The organism is Amycolatopsis thermoflava N1165 (genome assembly GCF_000473265.1).
Classification (GTDB): Bacteria; Actinomycetota; Actinomycetes; order Mycobacteriales; family Pseudonocardiaceae; genus Amycolatopsis_E; species Amycolatopsis_E thermoflava.
Genome location: NZ_KI421511.1, coordinates 2,491,653 through 2,512,272, shown reverse-complemented (window position 1 = coordinate 2,512,272; position 20,620 = coordinate 2,491,653). Strand labels below are relative to the sequence as shown.

At 71.6% G+C, this 20,620-nt stretch carries 18 protein-coding genes; 9 read left to right on the top strand and 9 right to left on the bottom strand.

Annotated elements, in window-relative coordinates; genetic code table 11:
• Window positions 1–74: 74 nt before the first annotated feature.
• Window positions 75–836 carry an IclR family transcriptional regulator gene (locus AMYTH_RS0112445; protein ID WP_027930605.1) on the bottom strand — a complete coding sequence of 254 codons (762 nt, stop codon included), beginning with the start codon at window positions 834–836 and terminating at the stop codon, window positions 75–77.
• A gap of 89 nt (window positions 837–925) precedes the next feature.
• On the opposite strand from AMYTH_RS0112445, the gene AMYTH_RS0112440 reads away from it, so the two are divergent.
• Window positions 926–1,342 carry a winged helix-turn-helix domain-containing protein gene (locus tag AMYTH_RS0112440; protein ID WP_027930604.1) on the top strand — a complete coding sequence of 139 codons (417 nt, stop codon included), beginning with the start codon at window positions 926–928 and terminating at the stop codon, window positions 1,340–1,342.
• Here the strand turns inward: AMYTH_RS0112440 and AMYTH_RS0112435 are convergent.
• The gene (locus AMYTH_RS0112435) at window positions 1,335–1,673 is read right to left on the bottom strand and encodes a cupin domain-containing protein (RefSeq protein WP_020420599.1); all 339 of its coding nucleotides are present in this window, start codon (window positions 1,671–1,673) and stop codon (window positions 1,335–1,337) included. The two genes, AMYTH_RS0112440 and AMYTH_RS0112435, sit on opposite strands and share 8 nt — an antisense overlap.
• 169 nt (window positions 1,674–1,842) lie before the next feature.
• On the opposite strand from AMYTH_RS0112435, the gene AMYTH_RS0112430 reads away from it, so the two are divergent.
• From AMYTH_RS0112430 to AMYTH_RS0112410, 5 genes are read left to right on the top strand one after another with little or no spacing between them, the layout of a single operon-like run.
• The gene (locus tag AMYTH_RS0112430) at window positions 1,843–2,667 is read left to right on the top strand and encodes an ABC transporter permease (protein ID WP_027930602.1); all 825 of its coding nucleotides are present in this window, start codon (window positions 1,843–1,845) and stop codon (window positions 2,665–2,667) included.
• Window positions 2,652–3,362: an ABC transporter ATP-binding protein gene (locus tag AMYTH_RS0112425; RefSeq protein ID WP_027930601.1), complete on the top strand. Its 711-nt coding sequence runs from the start codon at window positions 2,652–2,654 to the stop codon at window positions 3,360–3,362. The genes AMYTH_RS0112430 and AMYTH_RS0112425 overlap by 16 nt, the downstream gene beginning before the upstream one ends.
• Window positions 3,349–4,359, top strand: a complete 1,011-nt coding sequence (locus tag AMYTH_RS0112420; protein WP_027930600.1) for an ABC transporter substrate-binding protein — start codon at window positions 3,349–3,351, stop codon at window positions 4,357–4,359. Before AMYTH_RS0112425 ends, AMYTH_RS0112420 begins: the two co-directional genes overlap by 14 nt.
• 2 nt (window positions 4,360–4,361) lie before the next feature.
• The gene (locus AMYTH_RS0112415; protein ID WP_037322516.1) at window positions 4,362–5,519 is read left to right on the top strand and encodes an LLM class flavin-dependent oxidoreductase; all 1,158 of its coding nucleotides are present in this window, start codon (window positions 4,362–4,364) and stop codon (window positions 5,517–5,519) included.
• 60 nt (window positions 5,520–5,579) lie between these two features.
• Window positions 5,580–6,548, top strand: a complete 969-nt coding sequence (locus AMYTH_RS0112410) for a serine hydrolase domain-containing protein (RefSeq protein ID WP_027930598.1) — start codon at window positions 5,580–5,582, stop codon at window positions 6,546–6,548.
• Here the strand turns inward: AMYTH_RS0112410 and AMYTH_RS0112405 are convergent.
• Together AMYTH_RS0112405 and pruA are read right to left on the bottom strand one after the other, a co-directional pair.
• Entirely contained in the window at window positions 6,538–7,446 is a 909-nt protein-coding gene (locus tag AMYTH_RS0112405) for a proline dehydrogenase family protein (RefSeq protein WP_027930597.1), read from the bottom strand. The two genes, AMYTH_RS0112410 and AMYTH_RS0112405, sit on opposite strands and share 11 nt — an antisense overlap.
• 11 nt (window positions 7,447–7,457) lie before the next feature.
• Window positions 7,458–9,083 carry an L-glutamate gamma-semialdehyde dehydrogenase gene (gene pruA, locus AMYTH_RS0112400; protein WP_027930596.1) on the bottom strand — a complete coding sequence of 542 codons (1,626 nt, stop codon included), beginning with the start codon at window positions 9,081–9,083 and terminating at the stop codon, window positions 7,458–7,460.
• Window positions 9,084–9,179: 96 nt separating this feature from the next.
• Here pruA and AMYTH_RS0112395 point away from each other — a divergent pair, with 96 nt between their 5' ends.
• Window positions 9,180–10,736 carry a PucR family transcriptional regulator gene (locus tag AMYTH_RS0112395; RefSeq protein WP_027930595.1) on the top strand — a complete coding sequence of 519 codons (1,557 nt, stop codon included), beginning with the start codon at window positions 9,180–9,182 and terminating at the stop codon, window positions 10,734–10,736.
• A gap of 9 nt (window positions 10,737–10,745) precedes the next feature.
• Window positions 10,746–11,063 carry a nuclear transport factor 2 family protein gene (locus AMYTH_RS0112390; protein WP_027930594.1) on the top strand — a complete coding sequence of 106 codons (318 nt, stop codon included), beginning with the start codon at window positions 10,746–10,748 and terminating at the stop codon, window positions 11,061–11,063.
• 408 nt (window positions 11,064–11,471) lie between these two features.
• On the opposite strand, the gene AMYTH_RS0112385 is transcribed toward AMYTH_RS0112390, so the two are convergent.
• Window positions 11,472–11,924, bottom strand: coding sequence for a hypothetical protein (locus AMYTH_RS0112385; RefSeq protein WP_027930593.1), 453 nt, complete (start codon window positions 11,922–11,924; stop codon window positions 11,472–11,474).
• Between the two features lie 122 nt (window positions 11,925–12,046).
• Between AMYTH_RS0112385 and AMYTH_RS0112380 the strand changes: the two genes are divergently transcribed.
• A complete protein-coding gene (locus tag AMYTH_RS0112380; RefSeq protein ID WP_027930592.1) occupies window positions 12,047–12,787 on the top strand; it encodes a TetR family transcriptional regulator in 741 nt (246 codons plus the stop codon).
• 77 nt (window positions 12,788–12,864) lie between these two features.
• Here the strand turns inward: AMYTH_RS0112380 and glgB are convergent, their stop codons facing one another.
• The 4 genes from glgB to AMYTH_RS0112360 all read right to left on the bottom strand — a co-directional run bounded on the left by glgB (window position 12,865) and on the right by AMYTH_RS0112360 (window position 20,340).
• Entirely contained in the window at window positions 12,865–15,051 is a 2,187-nt protein-coding gene (glgB, locus tag AMYTH_RS0112375; RefSeq protein WP_027930591.1) for a 1,4-alpha-glucan branching protein GlgB, read from the bottom strand.
• Entirely contained in the window at window positions 15,048–16,439 is a 1,392-nt protein-coding gene (locus AMYTH_RS0112370) for a maltokinase N-terminal cap-like domain-containing protein (RefSeq protein WP_027930590.1), read from the bottom strand. The genes glgB and AMYTH_RS0112370 overlap by 4 nt, the downstream gene beginning before the upstream one ends.
• Before the next feature lies 1 nt (window position 16,440).
• On the bottom strand, window positions 16,441–18,252 hold the full coding sequence (treS, locus tag AMYTH_RS0112365) for a maltose alpha-D-glucosyltransferase (RefSeq protein WP_027930589.1): 1,812 nt from the start codon (window positions 18,250–18,252) through the stop codon (window positions 16,441–16,443).
• A 102-nt stretch (window positions 18,253–18,354) separates the two neighbouring features.
• Entirely contained in the window at window positions 18,355–20,340 is a 1,986-nt protein-coding gene (locus tag AMYTH_RS0112360) for a maltotransferase domain-containing protein (RefSeq protein WP_027930588.1), read from the bottom strand.
• Window positions 20,341–20,620 lie beyond the last annotated feature (280 nt).

Below are 20,620 nucleotides of genomic sequence, written 5' to 3'. Positions count from 1 at the left end.
CACCGGACGCCTCCTTGCGCTGGGTTGCTGGCACGCAGGATGCGGTTCCGCGGCGACGGGCGGCGACCGGGTTCTCAATGAATGAGAGGCGAGGGCGGGAGCGAGCGGGTGATGCCCCGCGCGGCGGCCATCAGGATGCCGGTGACCGCCCTGCTCTCGGCCGTGTTCGGCACGATGACCGACAGGGCCGCGACGACGCCGCCGCGGGCATCCTTGACCGGCACCGCGACGCCGAGCGCTTCCTCGTGGATGTGGCCCGGGCACCAGGCGAAACCCTGCTTGCGGATGTCGGCGAGCGTGCTCCGCAGGCGGTCCGGGGTGGTGATCGTGTTCGCGGTGTAGGCCCGCAGCGGCCCGGCGAGCACGCGGTCGCGCAGGTCGGCGGGCCCGTGGGCGAGCAGGACGAGACCGGAGGAGGACGCGTGCATCGGCAGCCGCCCGGCGATGCGGGTGTAGTTGATGACCGCCTTCGGCGCGGACAGGCGCTCCAGGAAGATCACCTCGTCGCCGTCGCGGACCCCGAGCTGCACGTGGTGCCCGACGACCGCGTGGACGTCCTCCATGAACGGCATCGCGGCGTCGCGGAGCGTGGCCGTGGGCGAGGCACGAAGGGCCAGCTCCCACATCCGCACGCCGATCCGCACCCGGCGGTCGTCGTCGCGGGTGAGCAGGCCGTGGCCGGTGAGTTCGGCGACCAGGCGGGACGCGGTCGCCAGGTGCAGCCCGGTCCGGCGGGCGATCTCGGAGACCTGCAGCACCGGCTCCTCCGGCGTGAAGGCCTCGAAGATCCGCACCGCGCGGGAGAGGACGGATTCACCGGTCGGCTGCCTGGCCACGGCCCGAGTGTGCCACGGATCCGCGGCCAACCCGGCCCACCTGCCGGGACGCGATTGACCGGCCCGCGCCGGCGTGGCTTGCTGGGATCATGACGCGGTCCCTCACCCGGGTCGACCGGCCGGACGGCGCGGTCGAGCTGCACATCGTGGTCCACGGCGATCCGGATCGCATCGGCGCCGTGATCGGCGAAGCGCTCGGCGCGCTGGAACCCGCGCCGGAACCGGCACTGCGCATCGACACCACGTCGCGCCGGGTCCGCTCGCACGGCGCCGAGGTCGAGCTGACCCGGCTCGAATACGAGCTGCTGCTGTTCCTGGCGCGCCATCCCGGCCGGGTCTTCGACCGCGCGGCCCTCACCGAGCACGTGTGGCGCCTGCCCGGGCCGAGCCGCGGCCGCACGATCGACGTGCACGTCCGCAAGCTGCGCAGCAAGATCGACCGGTTTTCGATCACCACCGTGCGTGGCGTCGGCTACCGGTTCGACGGCCGCGCCGACATCACCTGAGGACGCGCCCCACCTCCGGTGGCGGCGCCTTGAACTCCAGCCACCGGCTGTCCGTCACCGCCGCGACCGTGTGCCGCACCCCGCGCGGGTGCACCAGCGTGTCCCCGGCGCCGAGCCGCGCCTCCCGCCCGTCCACCGAGCCGGTCAGCTCACCGGACAGCACGTAGATGAAGCTGTCGTGGTCGTGGAAGTGCTCGGGCGAAGCCACCCCGGCGGGGTATTCCAGTTCGAGCAGCAGCCCGCGCTCGGTGTTCTGCAGGACGCGGAAGCGGCCGGAACCGCCGAGGAGCGGGAGTCCCTCGACGGAGGTCAGTGGCTGGAAGTCGGTCACCGGGGCAGCCTGACCGCCGATCACCTGTCCTGTCAACGTTTCCCGAAGCGGTGAAAGAAACTCCGGCCTGCTCAGCGGAATCGGTTCCGCGATCCGGGAGCACATTGACCCACCCGATCGTGGGAGGAAGCATTTTCGGTGAAACCCCCGAAAAAATGGGAGAAGATCCGTGTCGCTTTCCGCAACGGACGTTCTCGCGCGCCCGGAGGAGGCAACCGGGACGCGGCCGCGTCCGGCCCGGAGACGCCGCCTGCCCGACCTGCGCCGCTGGATCAGTCCACTCGCGCTGCTCGCCCTGTGGCAGCTCGCGTCCTCGACGGGCGTGCTGTCCCCGGACAAACTGAGTTCACCGTGGACGGTCCTGCAGGCCGGTGTCGAGACCGCGCGGTCCGGCGAACTGGGTGAGGCGTTCGCCGTGTCGATCGTGCGCGTCGGCCTCGGCTTCGCGTTCGGTGCCGGCGTCGCGCTGGTGCTGGGCGTGGTCGCGGGCCTGTCCCGCTGGGGCGGGGTGCTCATCGACCCGCCGGTGCAGATGCTGCGCACCCTGCCGTTCCTGGGCCTGATCCCGCTGTTCATCCTGTGGTTCGGGATCGGCGAGGAACCGAAGATCGTCCTGGTCGCGCTGGGTGTCGCCTTTCCGCTCTACCTCAACATCTACTCCGGCATCCGCAACGTCGACGACCACCTCGTCGAGGCCACCACCGCGCTCGGCTACACCCGCTGGGAACGGCTGGTCCACGTGGTGCTGCCGTCCGCGGTGCCGCAGACGCTGGTGGGGCTGCGGCAGGCGCTCGGCGTCGCGTGGCTCGCGCTGATCGTCGGCGAGACCGTGAACGCCGACGCGGGCCTTGGCTACCTCATCAACAACGCGCGCGAGTTCCTGCGCACCGACGTGATCGTGGTCGGCCTGATCGTCTACGCCGCGCTCGGCCTGATCACCGACGCGCTGGTCCGCCTGATCGAACGGAGGGCGCTGCGGTGGCGCGGGAACTGATCGCCAGGGTGCACGGCCTGACCAAGCGCTTCGGCGAGCGCGCCGTGCTGTCCGATGTGGACCTCGAGATCGGGCGCGGCGAGTTCGTCGCCCTGCTCGGCCGCAGCGGCTCGGGCAAGTCGACGCTGCTGCGGATCCTCGCCGGGCTGGACACCGCCATCGAGGGCGAGGCCAGGGTCGAGGGCGCGGTGTCCGTGGCGTTCCAGCAACCGCGGCTGCTGCCGTGGCGGCGGGTGTGGCGCAACGTCGTCCTCGGCCTGCGCGACCGCGGCCGCGACCGGGCGCTGGCCGAACGCGCATTGGCCGAGGTGCGCCTCGCCGACCACGCCGACGCCTGGCCGCGCACCCTCTCCGGCGGTGAGGCGCAACGGGTCTCGCTCGCCAGGGCGCTGGTGCGGGAACCGGACCTGCTGCTGCTCGACGAGCCGTTCGGCGCGCTGGACGCGCTGACCCGGCTGGCGATGCACCGGCTCGTCGAGGACCTGTGGCGCGAGCACCGGCCGGGCGTGCTGCTCGTGACTCACGACGTGGACGAGGCGCTGCTGCTCGCCGACCGCGTCCTCGTGCTGGGGGAGGGGCGGATCATCGCCGAGCACGTCCTGGACCACCCGCGGCCCCGAGCCGTCTCCGACCACATCGACGTTCGCGCCAGGGTGCTGGCCGATCTGGGAGTGACCGACCATGCGATTGTCTAGGATCCTCGCCGTTGTCACCGCGCTCGCGCTGTCGCTGACCGCGTGCGGCGGGGCGAGCGAGCCGTCGTCGAGCCCGTCCGTGCCGCCGCCGGTCAGCGCGGCCGACCTGGCGAAGGTGACGTTGAAGGTGGGCGACCAGAAGGGTGGTTCGCAGGCCCTGCTCAAGTCCGCCGGCCTGCTGAACGACCTGCCGTACAAGATCGAGTGGTCGACCTTCACCTCCGGGCCGCCCCTGCTGGAGGCCGCCTCGGCCGGCGCGATCGACATCGGCGGCGTCGGCAACACGCCGCCGATCTTCGCCGCCGCCGCGAAGGCGAAGATCTCGATCGTCAGCTCCGCGCAGGGCAACGTCGCCAGCGACGCCCTGCTGGTGACCGCCGACTCGCCCCTGCGGACCGTCGCCGACCTCAAGGGCAAGACCATCGGCGTGGCCAAGGGCAGCTCGGCGCACGGCCAGATCCTGCTGACCCTGGCCAGGAACGGACTGTCCACGAAGGACGTGAAGCTGTCCTTCCTGCAGCCCGCCGACGCCTACGGCGCGTTCACCCAGCACCAGATCGACGCGTGGGCGGTCTGGGACCCCTACACCTCGCAGGCCAAGCTGGAGGCCAACGCCCGCGTGCTGGCCGACGGCACCGGCGTCGCCAACGGCTACACCTTCCAGGTCGCCGGGCACAACGCGCTGTCCGACGCCGGCAAGAACGCCGCGATCCGCGACTACGTCGTGCGGATCGCCAAAGCGCAGCAGTGGGCCGACACCCACCGCGAGCAGTGGGCCCAGGCCTGGTCCGCGGAGACCGGGCTGAAGCCGGAGGTCACGCTCGCGGCCGTGCAGAGCGGCCCGGACCTGCCCGTGCCGCTCGACGACAAGGTGATCGCCTCCGAGCAGGAGCTCGCCGACGCGTTCGCCGACGACAAGGTGCTGCCCGGCAAAATCGATTTCGCGGAATTCACCGATACCCGGTTCGCCGCCGACCTGGCCGCCGCGAGGGGATGACGATGACGATCACACCGCACTGGTTCCTGCCCACCACCGGCGACGGCCGGACCATCGTGGAACGGTTCCACGCCAACCGGTCCCTCGGGCCGGTGGCACAGCGCGAACCCACCATCGACTACCTGGCGCAGGTCGCCCGCGCCGCCGAGCAGCTCGGCTTCGAGGGCGTCCTCACCCCGACCGGCACCTGGTGCGAGGACGCCTGGCTGACCACGGCGGCGCTGATCCGCGAGACCAAGCGGCTCAAGTACCTCGTCGCGTTCCGCCCCGGCGTCATCTCGCCGACCCTGGCCGCCCAGATGGCCGCCACCTACCAGCGGATCTCCGGCGGGCGGCTGCTGCTCAACATCGTCACCGGCGGCGATTCGATCGAGCAGAAGCGGTTCGGCGACTTCCACGACCACGACCAGCGCTACGCCCGCACCGACGAGTTCCTCACCATCGCGCGCGGGGTGTGGAGCGGCGAGCCGTTCGACTTCACCGGCGAGCACCTCTCGGTCGAGGGCGCGACGGTGCTCGCCCCGCCGGACCCGGTGCCGCCGCTGTACTTCGGCGGCTCGTCCCCGGCCGCGCTGCCGGTCGCGGCCAGGCACGCCGACGTCTACCTGACCTGGGGCGAGCCGCCCGCGCAGGTCGCGGACAAGATCCGGCGCGTCCGGGAGCTGGCCGAGGCGCAGGGGCGGACGATCCGGTTCGGCATCCGGCTGCACACCCTGTCCCGGGACAGCTCGGCCGAGGCGTGGGCGGAGGCGCAGAAGCTGCTCGACGCGCTGAGCCCGGAGCAGGTGGCGAAGGCGCAGGCGCAGCTGGCCGCAAGCGAGTCCGAGGGGCAGCGGCGGATGGTCGCCCTGCACGGCGGCGGCCTGGACCGCGGCGTGCGCGGGCTGGAGATCCACCCCAACCTGTGGGCCGGAATCGGCCTGGTCCGCGGCGGCGCGGGCACGGCACTGGTGGGCAGCCACGGCGAGGTCGCCGACCTCATCGAGGAGTACCACTCGCTCGGCATCGAGGAGTTCGTGTTGTCCGGGTACCCGCACCTGGAGGAGGCGTACTGGTTCGCCGAGGGCGTGCTGCCCGAGCTGGCGCACCGCGGTCTGCTGCGCGGCACCCGCGACCAGCGAACCGCACTGCGCGAGGAGCGGCACGTCGCCGCTCAGTGAATCCAGGGGCCGCGCGATAAACAGGTGAGCCGATTCCCTCCACCCGGCAGGATGGTCCGGGTGGAGGGAATCGACGCGCTCGTGGACGAGACCGGGTTCTCCGGCGTCGTCCGGGTGGACTCCGGTGGCCGCACGTTCGCCCGCGCCTACGGCTTCGCGCACCGCGGGCTTGAGGTGCCCAACACCGTCGGCACCCGGTTCGCCCTGGCCAGCGGCACCAAGGGGCTGACAGCGCTGGCCATCGCCGCGCTCGCCGAGCGCGGTGTCCTCGGCCTGGACACCACCGCCCGGTCGCTGCTCGGCGACGACCTGCCGTTGATCGGCGACGAGGTCACCGTCGAACACCTGCTCGCCCACCGCTCGGGCATCGGCGACTACTGCGACGAGGACGTCGACCGGCCCGTCACCGACCACATCCTGCCCGTGCCGGTGCACGAGCTGGCCGCCACCGAGGACTACCTGCGCGTCCTGGACGGGCATCCGCCGAAGTTCCCGCCCGGGGAGCGGTTCTCCTACTGCAACAGCGGTTACGTGGTGCTCGCCCTCCTCGCGGAGCGGGCCGCGGGCCGCCCGTTCGCCGGCCTGGTGCACGATCTGGTGTGCGAGCCCGCCGGCATGACGAACACGGCGTTCCTCCGCTCCGACGAGCCCGCGGCCGGGGTCGCCCTCGGCTACGTCGGCGAGCGGCGGACCAACGTGTTCCACCTGCCCGTGCTCGGCAGCGGCGACGGCGGGATCTACGCCACCGCCGCCGACGTCCACGCGTTCTGGACGGCGTTGTTCGCGGGGCGGATCGTGCCGCTGTCGCGGGTGCGCCAGATGACCGCACCCCGCAGTGACGTCCCGGAGGAGGGCCTGCGGTACGGGCTCGGGTTCTGGCTCGACGGCGACGCGGTCCGCCTGGAGGGCTACGACGCAGGTGTGTCGTTCCGGACCGTCCACAGTGGCGCGACGACCTGGACGGTGCTGTCCAACACCTCCGACGGCGCGTGGCCGCTCGCCCGCCGGATCGCCGAGCTCACCGCGTGACGAGCGCCCGGAGGAAGAACGCCAGGTTCGCCGGACGCTCCGCCAGGCGGCGCATGAAGTAGCCGTACCACTCGTCGCCGTAGGGCAGGTAGACCCGCACCGCGTGGTCGCGTGCGAGCCGCCGCTGCTCGGCGTCCCGGACGCCGTACAGCATCTGGAACTCCCAGTCCGGCCGGTCCTTCCCCAGTTCCGCGGCGATCGCGATCATCCGCGGATCGTGAGTGGCGACCATCGGATGCCCCGCGCCGTCCATCAGCACCCGCAGGCAGCGCACGTACGACCGGTCCACTTCGGACTTGTCTTGAAATGCGACGGACGCGGGCTCGGCGTACGCGCCCTTGCACAACCGGACCCGCGAGCCCGCGTACGCCAGGTCCCGGCAGTCCTGCTCGGTGCGCCGGAGGTAGGCCTGCAGGACCGCGCCGACCCACGGGAAGTCCACTCGCAGCTCCCGCAGCACGCCGAGGGTGGCGTCGGTCGTGGTGTGGTCCTCCATGTCCAGCGTGACCGTGGTGCCCGCGGCGGCCGCGGCCGCGCAGATGCGGCGCGCGTTGTCCAGGGCGACGCGGTCCCCGTCGGGCAGGCGCAGCCCGACGGCGGACAGCTTCACCGACACCTCGGCGTCCGCCGCCAGACCGTGGTCGGCCAGCAGCGTCAGCAGCTCGGCGTAGGCCTTCACCGTCGCGGCGGCCATCGACGGGTCGGTGGTGTCCTCGCCGAGGTGGTCGAGCGTGACCGCCCGGCCGCTGCCGATCAGGCCCGCGGTCACGGCCAGCGCGTCGTCCACAGTGGATCCGGCGACGAACCGGCGGACCACGGGGCGGGTCAGCGGGGTCCGCTCGACGAGGGACCGGCAGGCCGGCGACCCGGCCGCGGCGAGCAAAGCGGTGCGCAGCACGGCGGTCCTCCTCAGCGCTGGTGCGGGTAGCCGGCGGAGGTCGGCGGCACGAAGGTCTCCTTGATGGAGCGCGGGCTCACCCAGCGGAGCAGGTTGTGGATCGACCCGGCCTTGTCGTTGGTGCCCGACGCCCGCCCGCCGCCGAAGGGCTGCTGCCCGACGACCGCGCCGGTCGGCTTGTCGTTGACGTAGAAGTTGCCCGCGGCGAACCGCAGTTCCTCGGTGGCGTGGGCGATCGCGGCCCGGTCGGTCGCGATGATCGACCCGGTCAGCCCGTACGGCGCGACGCTCTCCAGCTGGCGCAGCACGGTGTCGTAGGACGCGTCGTCGTAGACGTGCACCGCGAGCACCGGCCCGAAGTACTCGGTGGTGAACACCTCGTGCTCCGGGTGGTCCGAGGCGAGCACGGTCGGGCGCACGAAGAAGCCCTCGCTGTCGTCGGCGGTGCCGCCGGCGAGGACCTCCAGCCGGTCGTCGGCGCGGGCGCGGTCCAGCACCCCGGACAGCCGGTCGAACGCACGCCGGTCGATCACCGCGCCGAGGAAGTTGCGCAGGTCGGTCACGTCGCCCATGGGCAGCGACTCGACCTCGGACAGGAAGTCGTCCCGCATCCGCGTCCACAGCGAGCGCGGGACGTACGCCCGTGAGGCGGCGGAACACTTCTGGCCCTGGTACTCGAACGCGCCGCGGACGAGCGCGGTGCGCAGCACGTCGATGTCTGCGGACGGGTGGGCGAGCACGAAGTCCTTGCCGCCGGTCTCGCCGACGATCCGCGGGTAGGTGCGGTAGTTCGCGATGTTCGCGCCGACCTGCGACCACAGGTGCTGGAAGGTCCGGGTGGAGCCGGTGAAGTGGATGCCGGCCAGATCGGGCGAAGCCAGCGCGACCTCGGAGACGGCCAGGCCGTCACCGGGCAGCAGGTTGATCACACCCGGCGGCAGGCCGGCTTCTTCGAGCAGCCGCATCGTCAGGTGCGCGGCGAAGCTCTGCGTGGGGGAGGGTTTCCACAGCACGACGTTCCCCATCAGCGCGGGTGCGGTGGGCAGGTTGCCCGCGATCGCGGTGAAGTTGAACGGGGTGATCGCGTAGACGAACCCCTCCAGCGGCCGGTGGTCGGTGCGGTTCCAGACGCCGGGGGAGCTGGCGGGCTGCTCGGCCAGCAGGCGGCGGGCGAAGGCCACGTTGAAGCGCCAGAAGTCGGCCAGCTCGCAGGCGGCGTCGATCTCGGCCTGGTGCACGGTCTTGGACTGGCCGAGCATGGTGGCGGCGTTCAGCTTCGCGCGCCAGGGGCCGGTGAGCAGATCGGCCGCGCGGAGCAGGATCGCGGCGCGGTCGTCGAAGGACAGCTTCCGCCACGCCGGGGCGGCCTCGCGGGCGGCGGCCAGCGCGTCGCGGGTGTCCTGCTGGGTGGCGGAACCGAGGACGCCCAGCACGGCGCGGTGGTTGTGCGGCTGGACGACGTCGATCCGCGGCCCGCCGCCCATCCGCTGCTCGCCGCCGATCGTCGCGGTCAGCTCGAGCGGCTCCTTCGTCAGCTCGGCGAGCGCCGCCTGCACTTCGGCTCGCTCCGGGCTGCCCGGCGCGTACTGCAGGACCGGCTCGTTGGCCGGGGTGGGCACGGTTGTCACGGCATCCACGGCAGCTCCTCCTCGGTGTCGGATGTCTCAACGGTAGGAACGCCGTGGTCGCGGAAGGTTGTGAGTTCGGCCAGTTTCGCGACTACTGTTTGTCCGGTGGCACAACTGCGGCAGGTCCTGATCGCGCTCGGCGATCCGCTCGTCGAGGTGGAGGTCGCGCCGGACGGCCTGGACGGCGAGGTCGGCGACGTCGTGGTGCTGGAACCCGACGACGACCCGGAGCTGCGGCGCGGCGACCTGGCGCTGGTGATCGGGGCGCGCGGGCGGGCGGCGGTGCCGTTGATCCGCGCGGCCGGGCGCCGGGGCGCGGCTGCGGTGGCGGTCAAGGTGGAGTCCGAGTCGGCGTTGCCGCTGCTGCGGTCCGCGGCGACCGACGCCGGGGTCGCGTTGCTGGCGGTCGCGGCCGACGTGCGGTGGGAGCAGCTCGCGACGCTGGTGCGCGGGGTGCTGGAGGCCGCCCGCGGCGCGGCGGACGAGGACGCGGGGGAGACGCTCGGCGACCTGTTCTCGCTGGCCCAGACGATCGCGGCACTGACAGGCGGGATCGTCAGCATCGAGGACACCGCGAGCCGGGTGCTGGCGTACTCGCGGTCCGACGACGAGGTGGACGAGCTGCGGCGGCTGTCGATCCTGGGCAGGCAGGGGCCCGCGCCGTACCTGAAGATGCTGCACGAGTGGGGCGTCTACCAGCGGTTGCGGGCGACGGAGGAGGTCGTGCGCATCGAGGAGCGGCCGGATCTGGGCATCCGAACGCGGCTGGCGATCGGGGTGCACGCGGGCGGGCGGCCGCTCGGGTCGATCTGGGTGCAGGAGGGAGCGGCGCCGCTGGCCGCCAGGGCGGAGCAGGCCCTGATCGGCGCGGCTCGGGTGGCCGCGCTGCACCTGGTCCGGCGGCGCAGCGCGGCGGGCACACGGTTCCGGGAGAACCTGCTGGCCGGGATGCTCGACGGGCGCAGCGACCCGGTGTCGGTGGCCCGGCAGATCGGGGCCGACCCGGCGAAGCCGGCCGCCGTGGTCGCCTTCGCGCCGCGGGAGGCCGAGCCGGTGGACCGGTCGGAGCTGGAGCTGCGGCGGTCCGCGCTGGCGGCGGTGATCTCGGTGCACGCCGCGGCGTACCGGCGCAGCGCGATGGTGACCCAGCTCGGCGACCGGACGTACGCGTTCCTGCCCGACCTGCCCGCGGGGGTGTCGCTGCTGGACCTGACGCGGGAAATGGTGGCGTCGGCGGAGATCCCGGTGCGGGCGGCGGTCGGCCGGGTGGTGGCGGTGGCGGACGTGGGGGTGTCGCGGCAGGAGGCGGACCGGGTGCTGGACGCGATGGCGCGCGGACTGGACCTGGAGGTGGCGACGCTGGCGGACGTCCGGTCGCAGGTCCTGGTCAGCGAGACGCTCGCGATGCTGGCCGAGCAGCCGCGCCTGCGTGACCCGCGGCTGACGGCGTTGCGCGCGGAGCACCCGGACCTGGCGTCCTCGCTGCTGGCGTACCTGGACACCCTGGGCGACGTCCGTTCCGCGGCGCGCGCACTGAACGTGCACCCGAACACGGTGCGCTACCGCGTCCGCCGGGCGGCGGAGGTCGCCGGGATCGACTTGGCGGACCCGTTGGAGCGGCTGTTCGCGTCGCTGCAGCTGAGGCTGCCGCCCGGTGTCTAAGCTGGCGTGATGACCGAGCTGCCGCCCGCCGTCCAGCAGGTGTTCGACGCGACCAACCGTGGTGACAGCGAAGCGTTCCTGGACGCCTTCACCGAGGACGGCCAGGTCGACGACTGGGGCCGCACCTTCACCGGCCGCGCGGAGATCGCGGGCTGGAACGACCGCGAGAACATCGGCGTGCAGGCGCACTTCGAGGTGCGGGACGCCCGGACGACCGGCGACACGACGACAGTGACGCTCCAGGTGAGCGGCAACGGCTTCAACGGACCCGGCACGTTCGAGTTCCTTCTGCGGGACGACCACGTGGCGCGCATGCGGATCCGCTGACTCCCGGGCGAGGGGGACGGCCCGGCCGCTGCCCTCGGGCGTATAACGACCAATACGGTGCCGCCCTGAGTGGACGGCAGCCCGGCTGAGTGCCGACAGCGCCGCGCCGCGCGGATGTACTCCAGTACTGCCGTCGCGAACGGCCTGCACGGACACCGTTCAAGCCAGACCGGCCGCCCTCGGAGCCGACAGTGCCGCCCGGCGCCGCACCGGGAAAGCGCTCACCCCTCGCCGAGTGGGAACAGCCCGCCGCGGCCCGGTAAGCGCTTATGGGCGTCAGCGGTAGCGCCCATTGAGCCGGTGGCCACCAGCGCCATGCGGCGCGGCGGTGCTGCCTCCGCCCCGGGAAAGCGCTCACCCCTCGCCGAGTGGGGACAGCCCGCCGCGGCCGGAAGGCGCCTACGAACCTCAGCGGTAGCGGCCGGCCGAGCGGATGGCGGCCAGCACCGCCGTCAGGCTCGGCAGCCAGCGCTGCTGCGGGTCGGGCGGCACGATCCACCGCGCGAGGTCGGCGGGGCCGTGGGTGCCCGGCATCGGGATCGACGTGCCCGCCGTCAGCACCCGCACGTCGCGGGGGAGGAACTCGGCGTCGCTGCCCAGGATGTCTGCCTCGACCAGGAAGATGACCACCGAACCGTGCTTGGTGGGCACGCTCAGCGCGGGCCCGCGGCAGCCCTGGCGCGCCAGGTTCTCCAGCACCTGCTCGGCGCGCGCCCGCGGCACGGCGACCGCGCCGATGCCCGCCCCGATCACGAAGTTGAGGGTGCCGTTCTGCCAGTGGACCGGCCAGCCGAACGTGCGGCGGTAGTCCACGGGCGTGCTGGTCGGACGCTTGGTGCCCAGGTCGTGATCGACGCTCATGACGAGCCCCCTTCCCGGTGAGGCGGGGCACCAAAGCGGCAGTGCCCGGATCGGCGGTGGATGACTGTGATGCTAATGGCACTGCGTGCCCTTAGCAAGCCCGGCCTGTTAGTTTCGTCCTCATGTCCGACGAGTCCCGGTCCGCGCCGCGACCGCGGGTGGGCAGGACCACCGCGGGGCGCAGGCGGCTGCGGCACGCCCTCACCGTGGCGGCGATCGAGAAGTTCTCCGAGCAGGGGTACGACGCCACCACGGTCGACGAGATCGCGTCGGCCGCCGGTGTCGGCCGGCGCACCTTCTTCCGGTACTTCCGGTCGAAGGAAGACGCGATCTTCCCGAACCACGAGGAGGTCCTCGGCCGCATCGAGCAGCTCTTCGCCACCGCGGACGAGCGGCAGAACCCCCTCGAGGTGGCGTGCGCCGGCGTCGGCCTGGTGCTCGACTCCTACCTCGCCGACCCGGACGTCTCGGTCAAGCGCTTCGCCCTCACCCGCACCGTGCCTTCGTTGCGGGACAAGGAGGTCGCGAGCGTCGACCGCTACCAGCGCGTGCTCGCGACCTTCCTGCGTGCGCGGTTCCAGGCGGCCGGCGACCCGCTGTGGGACCTGCGTGGCTCGGTCGCCGCGGCGGCGGTCGCGGCGGCCCACAACCACGTCCTGCGCCGCTGGCTGCGCAGCGGCGGCGCCGAGGACGCCCACGCGCACGCGAAGGAGGCGTTCGCGCTGGTGATCGACGCCTTCGCCGACACCGCCGCCCCCCGCGCGGACCGCGACGACGAGTCGGTGGTCGCCGTGCTCAGGACCTCCGCCCCGCTGTCCGAAGTGGTCCGGCAGATCAGCCAGGCGCTGCGCTCCGCCGACTGAAACGGCACGGTGAAACGGCACGGGGTGCCACTCCCGCCGGAGTGGCACCCCGTGCCATTAGTGCTGGTGGTCGACGGTCACTCCTCCGGAGCGAGCCAGAGCACCCCGGACGGCGGCAGTTGCAGCACCGCCGACGCCGGCTGGCCGTGCCACGGCTCCAGCTCGGCCTCGACCGCCCCGTAGTTGCCCACCCCGGAGCCGCCGTAGATCTCCGCGTCGGTGTTCACGACCTCGCGCCACCGGCCCGCGGCGGGCAACCCGACCCGGTAGTCGTGGTGCGGCATCCCGGCGAAGTTCGCCACGCACGCCAGCCGCGAGCCGTCCTCGCCGATGCGCAGGAAGCTCAGCACGTTGCCGCCCGAGTCGTTCGCGTCGATCCAGGCGAAGCCCTCCGGCGTGGTGTCCGCGCTGAACAACGCCGGCGACGACGTGTACGTGGAGTTCAGGTCCCGCATCAGCTTCTGGATCCCGCCGTGCAGCGGCTGTTCCAGCAGGTGCCAGTCCAGCGACCGCTCCTCCGACCACTCCTGCTCCTGGCCGAACTCGCCGCCCATGAACAGCAGCTGCTTGCCGGGGTGCGCCCACATGAACGCCAGCAGCGACCGGACCCCGGCGGCCTTGTTCCAGTCATCGCCGGGCATGCGGCCCCACAGCGAGCCCTTGCCGTGCACGACCTCGTCGTGCGACAGCGGCAGCACGAAGTTCTCGCTCCACGCGTACACCAGCGAGAACGTCATCTCGTTGTGGTGGTAGGACCGGTGCACCGGATCGTGCGCCAGGTAGTGCAGCGTGTCGTGCATCCAGCCCATGTTCCACTTGAACCCGAACCCGAGCCCGCCCAGGTGCGTCGGCCGCGTCACACCCGGCCACGCCGTCGACTCCTCGGCGATCATCACCACGCCCGGGTGTCGCTTGTAGACGGTCGCGTTCAGCTCCTGCAGGAACCGCACCGCATCCAGGTTCTCCCGCCCGCCGTACTGGTTGGGCACCCACTGGCCCTCCGGCCGCGAGTAGTCCAGGTACAGCATCGAGGCCACCGCGTCCACCCGCAGACCGTCCAGGTGGTACTCCTCCAGCCAGAACAGCGCGTTCGCGACCAGGAAGTTGCGCACCTCGTTGCGGCCGAAGTCGAACACGTACGTGCCCCAGTCCAGCTGCTCGCCGCGGCGCGGGTCGGCGTGCTCGTACAGCGGGGTGCCGTCGAAGCGCGCCAACGCCCAGTTGTCCTTGGGGAAGTGAGCGGGCACCCAGTCCACGATCACGCCGATGCCGCGCTGGTGCAGCCGGTCCACGAAGTACCGGAAGTCGTCCGGGTGGCCGAACCGCGCGGTCGGCGCGTAGTAGGAGGTGACCTGGTAGCCCCACGACCCGCCGAACGGGTGCTCGGCGATCGGCAGCAGTTCGACGTGCGTGAAACCCATGTCCTGCACGTAGTCGGCCAGCTCCTCGGCCAGCTCGCGGTAGCCCAGCCCGGGCCGCCACGAACCGAGGTGCACCTCGTAGACGCTCATCGGCGCGTTGGCCCAGTTCGTGGCGTTGCGCTTGGCCAGCCACTCCTCGTCGGACCACTCGTAGGCCGACGCGGTGACCACCGACGCGGTCGCGGGCGGCTTCTCCGTCGCGAACGCCATCGGGTCGGCCTTCTCGTGCCACTGCCCGTCGGCGCCGAGGACGCGGAACTTGTAGTGCGTCCCGATCTCCACGCCCGGGATGAACACCTCCCACACCCCGGACGAGCCGAGCGAGCGCATCGGGTGCGACCGGCCGTCCCACCCGTTGAAGTCGCCGATCACCCGCACCCCCCGCGCGGTCGGCGCCCACACCGCGAACGACGTGCCGGTGACGACCCCGCTCGGCGTCTCGTAGGACCGCGGGTGCGCGCCCAGCACGTCCCACAGCCGCTCGTGCCTGCCCTCGCCGATCAGGTGCTGGTCCAGCTCGCCCACCGTGGGCAGCCACCGGTACGGGTCGTCGAGCGTGCACACCTGCCCGTCGTAGTCGACCTCCAGCCGGTAGTCGCCGGGGTGCTCGGGCACCGTTCCGGCGAACAGGCCGTCCACGACCCGTTCCAGGTCGAACTTGTGGTCGGCGGCGACCACGCTCACCCGGCGCGCACCGGGCCGCAGCGCCCGCACCACCACCGCGTCGCCCACGGTGTGCACACCGAGGACCGAGTGCGGGTCGTGGTGCGAGCCGGCCAGCAGCCGGTCGATGTCGCCGGGCGGCGGGGCCGCCTCGGGCAGTTCGGCTGGGACCGCGTTCACGGTTGTTCGCCTCCTGCGGTGATCCGTGCGATGGATGCCAGCGGTACGGTCAGCCATTCCGGCCGGTTGGCGTGTTCGTAGGCCACCTCGTAGACGGCCTTGTCGAGCTCGAACGCGCGCAGCAGGTCGCCGTGCGCCCGCGGGTCGCCCACTGTTTCCGGCGCCGCCTTGGCGTAGCCGTCGCAGAAGGCCGACCGGTTGCGCCGCGCCCACTCCAGCGCCCGCTCGGTGAGCCGCGGATCGTCCTCGTCGTGGCCGATCAGCATCTGGTGCGCCGCGTAGTCGAACGAGCGCAGCATCCCGGCGACATCCCGCAGCGGCGAGCGCAGCGCCACCCGTTCGGCCGCCGGCGCGGCAGGCTCGCCCTCGAAGTCGATCAACAGCCACCCGGTGACGCAACGCAGCACCTGTCCCAGGTGCAGGTCACCGTGGATGTACTGCATGGACACTGGTCCGTGCGCCTCCCGCAGCTTCTCGAAGGCGGCGCGCAGCGCCGGGGCGTGCTCGGCCAGTTGCGGCACCGCGCGGCTCACGGTGTCCAGCCGGTCCCGCATCGCCTTGACCGTGCGGTCGAACTCGCCCTCGTCGGCGATCTCGTCGCCGAGGGCCCGCCGCAGGTCGCTGTGCACGGAGGCGACAGCCTGGCCGAGCCGCTGCGCCTCCCCGGCGAAATCGCCGCCCACCTCGTCGGGGGGCAGCTCGGGATCGGCCATGAGGTCGCGGACGCTGGTGGTGGCCATGGCCCAGCCGTCCACCGCGTCGGACACGAACTTCTGCAGCATCCCGATCGTGACCGGCTCCCCGTCGAGTTCGCCGGTGATCGAGCCGAGCAGGTCGGCGATGTGCTTGCTGCCCACGTCGTGCAGCGCCCGGTGCAGGCGCAGGTCCGGGTTCTCGCCCGGGGTGAGCTTGCGGAACAGCTTGAGGATGTAGTGGTGACCGAACACCAGCGAGGTGTTGCTCTGCTCCGCGCCCACCGGCCGGGCCCGCAGCCCGCCACGCAGCTCGGCGCCCGGTTCGCGCGCGAACCGCAGCGAGCCGATCCGCGCGTCCCCGGCGATCAGGTCGAGCAGCTTGCTCGTCAGGTCGGCGTCGCCGGTGGCCTCGTAGCAGGGCAGGCCCTTCTCGGTGCCGATCCAGCTCGACCCGAGGTACTCCGGCAGGTGGGCCTGGCTCCCGATGAGGAGCTGGTACGGCTCGCGCCGGTCGTCCTGCTCCACCTCGACCACGAGGTGGAGCAGGAGCGGGTCGCCGGCCATCAGGACCGTCGTGCTCAGCGGGCGCACCGCGGTGATCGGGCGGTCCTTCCCGGCGAACCACCGCTGCGTGGGCAGCCACTCCGGCAGTTCGGTCACCAGCGCGCCGACCAGCTCACGGGGATCGGTCAAGTCACTCACCTCGCCTCGCCTTCGCGTCCGCGTCCAGCAGCTGGAACCAGTAGAAGCCGTGCCCAGGCAACGTCAGCAGATAAGGCAGTTCCCCGATGTCGGGGAATTGAACACCGCCGGTGAGCTCCAGGGGCGTGTAACCGTGATGCTCCGACAGGTCCAGCTCGACCGGTTGCGGGAATCGCGACAGATTGTTCACACACAGGACGATGTCGAGCCGCCCGTCCGGCCGGATCCAGGTCCGCTTGTAGGCCAGCACGCTCGGGTTGGACCCGCCGAGCTCGACGAAGTCGCCTTCGGCGAACGCGTGGTGCTGCTTGCGGACCTCGATCATCCGCCGCGTCCAGTTGAGCAGCGACGACGCGCTGTCCCGCTGGGCCTCGACGTTGATCGCCTGGTACCCGTAGACCGGGTCCATGATCACCGGCAGGTAGATCCGGCCCGGGTCGCAACCCGAGAAACCGGCGTTGCGATCGGGCGTCCACTGCATGGGTGTGCGCACCGCGTCGCGGTCACCCAGCCAGATGTTGTCGCCCATTCCGATCTCGTCACCGTAGTACAGAACGGGTGACCCGGGCAGCGAAAGCAGCAAAGCCGTGAACAACTCGAGCTGGTTGCGGTCGTTCTCCAGCAGCGGCGCGAGTCGGCGGCGGATGCCGATGTTCGCCTTCATCCGCGGGTCCTTGGCGTACTCCGCGTACATGTAGTCGCGCTCTTCGTCGCTGACCATCTCCAGCGTCAGCTCGTCGTGGTTGCGCAGGAAGATGCCCCACTGCGCGCCGTCCGGGATCTTCGGCGTCTGCGCCAGGATCTCCGAGATCGGGAAGCGGGACTCGCGGCGCACGGCCATGAAGATGCGCGGCATCAGCGGGAAGTGGAACGCCATGTGGCACTCGTCGCCGCCGGTGGCCGGGTCGCCGAAGTACTCGACCACGTCGGAGGGCCACTGGTTGGCCTCGGCCAGCAGTACCCGGCCCGGGTACTCGTCGTCGACGACCTTGCGGCAGCGCTTGAGGAACTCGTGCGTGCGCGGCAGGTTCTCGCAGTTGGTGCCCTCCTGTTCGAACAGGTAGGGGACCGCGTCCAGGCGGAAGCCGTCGATGCCCAGATCCAGCCAGAACCGCAGGACGTCGAGCATGGCCTCCTGCACGTCCGGGTTCTCGTAGTTGAGGTCGGGCTGGTGGGAGAAGAAGCGGTGCCAGTAGAACTGGCCGCGCACCGGGTCGTACGTCCAGTTCGACGTTTCGGTGTCCACGAAGATGATGCGCGCGTCGGCGTAGCGCGAGTCGTCGTCGCTCCAGACGTAGTAGTCGCCGTAGGGCCCGTCGGGGTCGGACCGCGACTGCTGGAACCACGGGTGCACGTCCGAGGTGTGGTTGAGGACGAGGTCGGTGATCACGCGAATGCCGCGCTTGTGGGCCTCGTCGAGGAGGTAGACGAAGTCCTCGACCGTGCCGAACTCCGGCAGCACCGCGCGGAAGTCGCTGATGTCGTAGCCGCCGTCGCGCAGCGGCGAGGCGTAGAAGGGCGGCAGCCAGAGGCAGTCGACGCCGAGCCACTCGATGTAGTCCAGCCGGTTCGCGAGCCCGCGCAGGTCGCCGGTGCCGTCGCCGTTGGAGTCGGCGAAGGCGCGCACCAGCACCTCGTAGAAGACCGCGCCCTTGTACCACTGCGGGTTGTCCGGCGCCTGTTTCGCGGACTTGAAGTCGTCGGCCTGCGGCTCGACGAGCATCCCGTCGGGGGTCATCGCCTCACCGGTGTGCGGGATGCCCTCCAGACCGAGCGCCGCGTCGGGCCGGGCGTCTTCGTCCATGAACTCCACCTCTCCCCACCTCATCCGGGTGCGTTCGACTACCCCGGCGCCGGTCGGTGCGCGGGGTTCTCCGTGGAAAACTGTGTTGTGTCGGGGCCGGCCTCAGTCGCGGCCGGCCAGGCGGCGCTGTACGCCGACGACGTGCGCGACCGAACGCCAGGGTTCGAGCCGCACGTAGTTCGCCTGGCCCCAGTCCCAGGTCTCGCCGGTGACCTCGTCGTGCGCGATCAGCCGCTCGTGCCAGTCGAAGCCGAGCGCGGCCAGGTCGAGCCAGAGGGTCCCCTCCTGAGCCTGGTGCGGATCCAGGGTCACCACCACGACGACGGTGTCGCCCGTCGCCGGATCCTGCTTGGAATACGCCAGCAGCGCCGGGTTGTCCACGTGGTGGAACCGCAGCGTGCGCATCTGCTGCAGCGCGGGGTGGGCGCGGCGCACCGCGTTGAGCTTCGTCAGCCACGGCTCGAGTGAGCGGCCCTCCGCCAGCGCCTGGTCGAAGTCCCGCGGGCGCAGTTCGTACTTCTCCGAGTGGAGATACTCCTCGCTGCCCTCGCGCACCGGCTCGTGCTCGTACAGCTCGTAACCGGAGTAGACGCCCCACGTCGGCGACAGCGTCGCGGCGAGCGCGGCGCGCAGCGCGAACATGGCCGGGCCGCCCTTCTGCAGCGACTCGTGCAGGATGTCCGGCGTGTTGACGAACAGGTTCGGCCTGCCGACGTCCCAGTGCTCGACCAGGTCGACGCCGAACTCGATCAGCTCCTCCTTCGTCGTGCGCCAGGTGAAGTAGGTGTAGGACTGGGTGAAGCCGAGCTTGGCCAGGCCCCACAGGCGGGCCGGGCGCGTGAAGGCCTCGGACAGGAACAGCACGTCCGGGTGCGCGTCCTTCACGGTCTTGATCAGCCAGGCCCAGAAGTCCGGCGGCTTGGTGTGCGGGTTGTCGACGCGGAAGATGCGGACCCCGTGCGAAACCCAGTGCAGCACGACCCGCAGCACCTCGGCGTAGATGCCCTCCGGGTCGTTGTCGAAGTTGATCGGGTAGATGTCCTGGTACTTCTTCGGCGGGTTCTCGGCGTAGGCGATGCTGCCGTCCGGGCGCGTGGTGAAGAACTCCGGGTTCTTCAGCACCCACGGGTGGTCCGGGGCGGCCTGCAGCGCCAGGTCGAGGGCGACCTCCAGGCCCAGCTCGGTGGCGCGGGCGACGAAGTCGTCGAAGTCGTCGATGGTGCCCAGCTGCGGGTGGACCGCGTCGTGGCCGCCTTCGTCCGAGCCGATGGCCCACGGCGAGCCGACGTCGGTCTCGTCCGGGGTGAGGGTGTTGTTGCGCCCCTTGCGGTTCACGCGGCCGATGGGGTGGATCGGCGGCAGGTAGACGACGTCGAAACCCATGCGCGCGATGCGGTCCAGTGCCTTGGCCGCGGTCTGGAAGGTGCCGTGCACGGGGCGGCCTTGCTCGTCCCAGCCGCCGGTGGAGCGGGGGAAGAACTCGTACCAGGACCCGAACGCGGCGCGCTCCCGGTCGACCCAGATGCGCATCGGCTTGCCCTTGGTGACCAGCTCGCGCACCGGGTACTCGTGCATGATCCGGTCCACGTCGACGGACAGCGCGGGGCCGACGCGCTCGGCGAGGTAGCGGTCGGTGTCGCGCAGGGCGTGCGCGGCGCTGGCGAGCAGGGCGCGCTCGCGGCGGCGGTCCGGGCGGCGCGAGACGCGGTCCAGCAGGCGGGCGCCGGTCTCCAGGTCGTTGGCCAGTTCGGTGGCGTCCTGCCCGGCGGCCACCTTGACCTTGACGGCGTGCTTCCAGGTGGACCAGGGGTCGCTCCACGCGTCGACGCGGAAGGTCCACAGGCCCTCGGCGTCCGGGACGATGACCGCGCCGAAGCGGTCCAGACCAGTGCCCTGCTCGACCATCCGGGTGCGGCGGGAGATCCGGTCGTGCGGGCCGCGCCAGGACACCGTGGCGGCGACCGCGTCGTGACCCTCCCGCCAGACCGTCGCCGAGATCGGAACGTGTTCCCCCACCACCGCTTTCGCCGGGTAGTGGCCACAGCTGACCGCTGGGGTCACGTCGTCGATGCCGAGCCGGCCGGTCATCGGCAGCGCCCCTCTCACCGTTGTTGTCGAATATGCAGCCCCACCCGACGGCCCGGTGGGGACGTACAGGTCTTCGGAAGGAGGTACCCAGCTGCGAACGTGCGCAAACTACCGCCTCGGGTGTCACTCTCCGTCGGCGGGCCACGTGTGTCCAGTGTGGTCATCGACTGGTAACCCACGCGTCACGGCGTGGTTCGCTTCGGCGCCTTCCACCGCGCACTTTCGACCCCTCAACGGCGTTCAGGCAAGTCGGGTAACACCAACGGGCGTCAGCTCGGAA

Coding starts and splice junctions, on each gene's coding strand:
- AMYTH_RS0112390 (WP_027930594.1), top strand. CDS start 10,746: ATGACCGAGCTGCCGCCCGCCGTCCAGCAGGTGTTCGACGCGACCAAC.
- AMYTH_RS0112360 (WP_027930588.1), bottom strand. CDS start 20,340: ATGACCGGCCGGCTCGGCATCGACGACGTGACCCCAGCGGTCAGCTGT.
- treS (WP_027930589.1), bottom strand. CDS start 18,252: ATGGACGAAGACGCCCGGCCCGACGCGGCGCTCGGTCTGGAGGGCATC.
- AMYTH_RS0112440 (WP_027930604.1), top strand. CDS start 926: ATGACGCGGTCCCTCACCCGGGTCGACCGGCCGGACGGCGCGGTCGAG.
- AMYTH_RS0112420 (WP_027930600.1), top strand. CDS start 3,349: ATGCGATTGTCTAGGATCCTCGCCGTTGTCACCGCGCTCGCGCTGTCG.
- AMYTH_RS0112415 (WP_037322516.1), top strand. CDS start 4,362: ATGACGATCACACCGCACTGGTTCCTGCCCACCACCGGCGACGGCCGG.
- AMYTH_RS0112385 (WP_027930593.1), bottom strand. CDS start 11,924: ATGAGCGTCGATCACGACCTGGGCACCAAGCGTCCGACCAGCACGCCC.
- AMYTH_RS0112380 (WP_027930592.1), top strand. CDS start 12,047: ATGTCCGACGAGTCCCGGTCCGCGCCGCGACCGCGGGTGGGCAGGACC.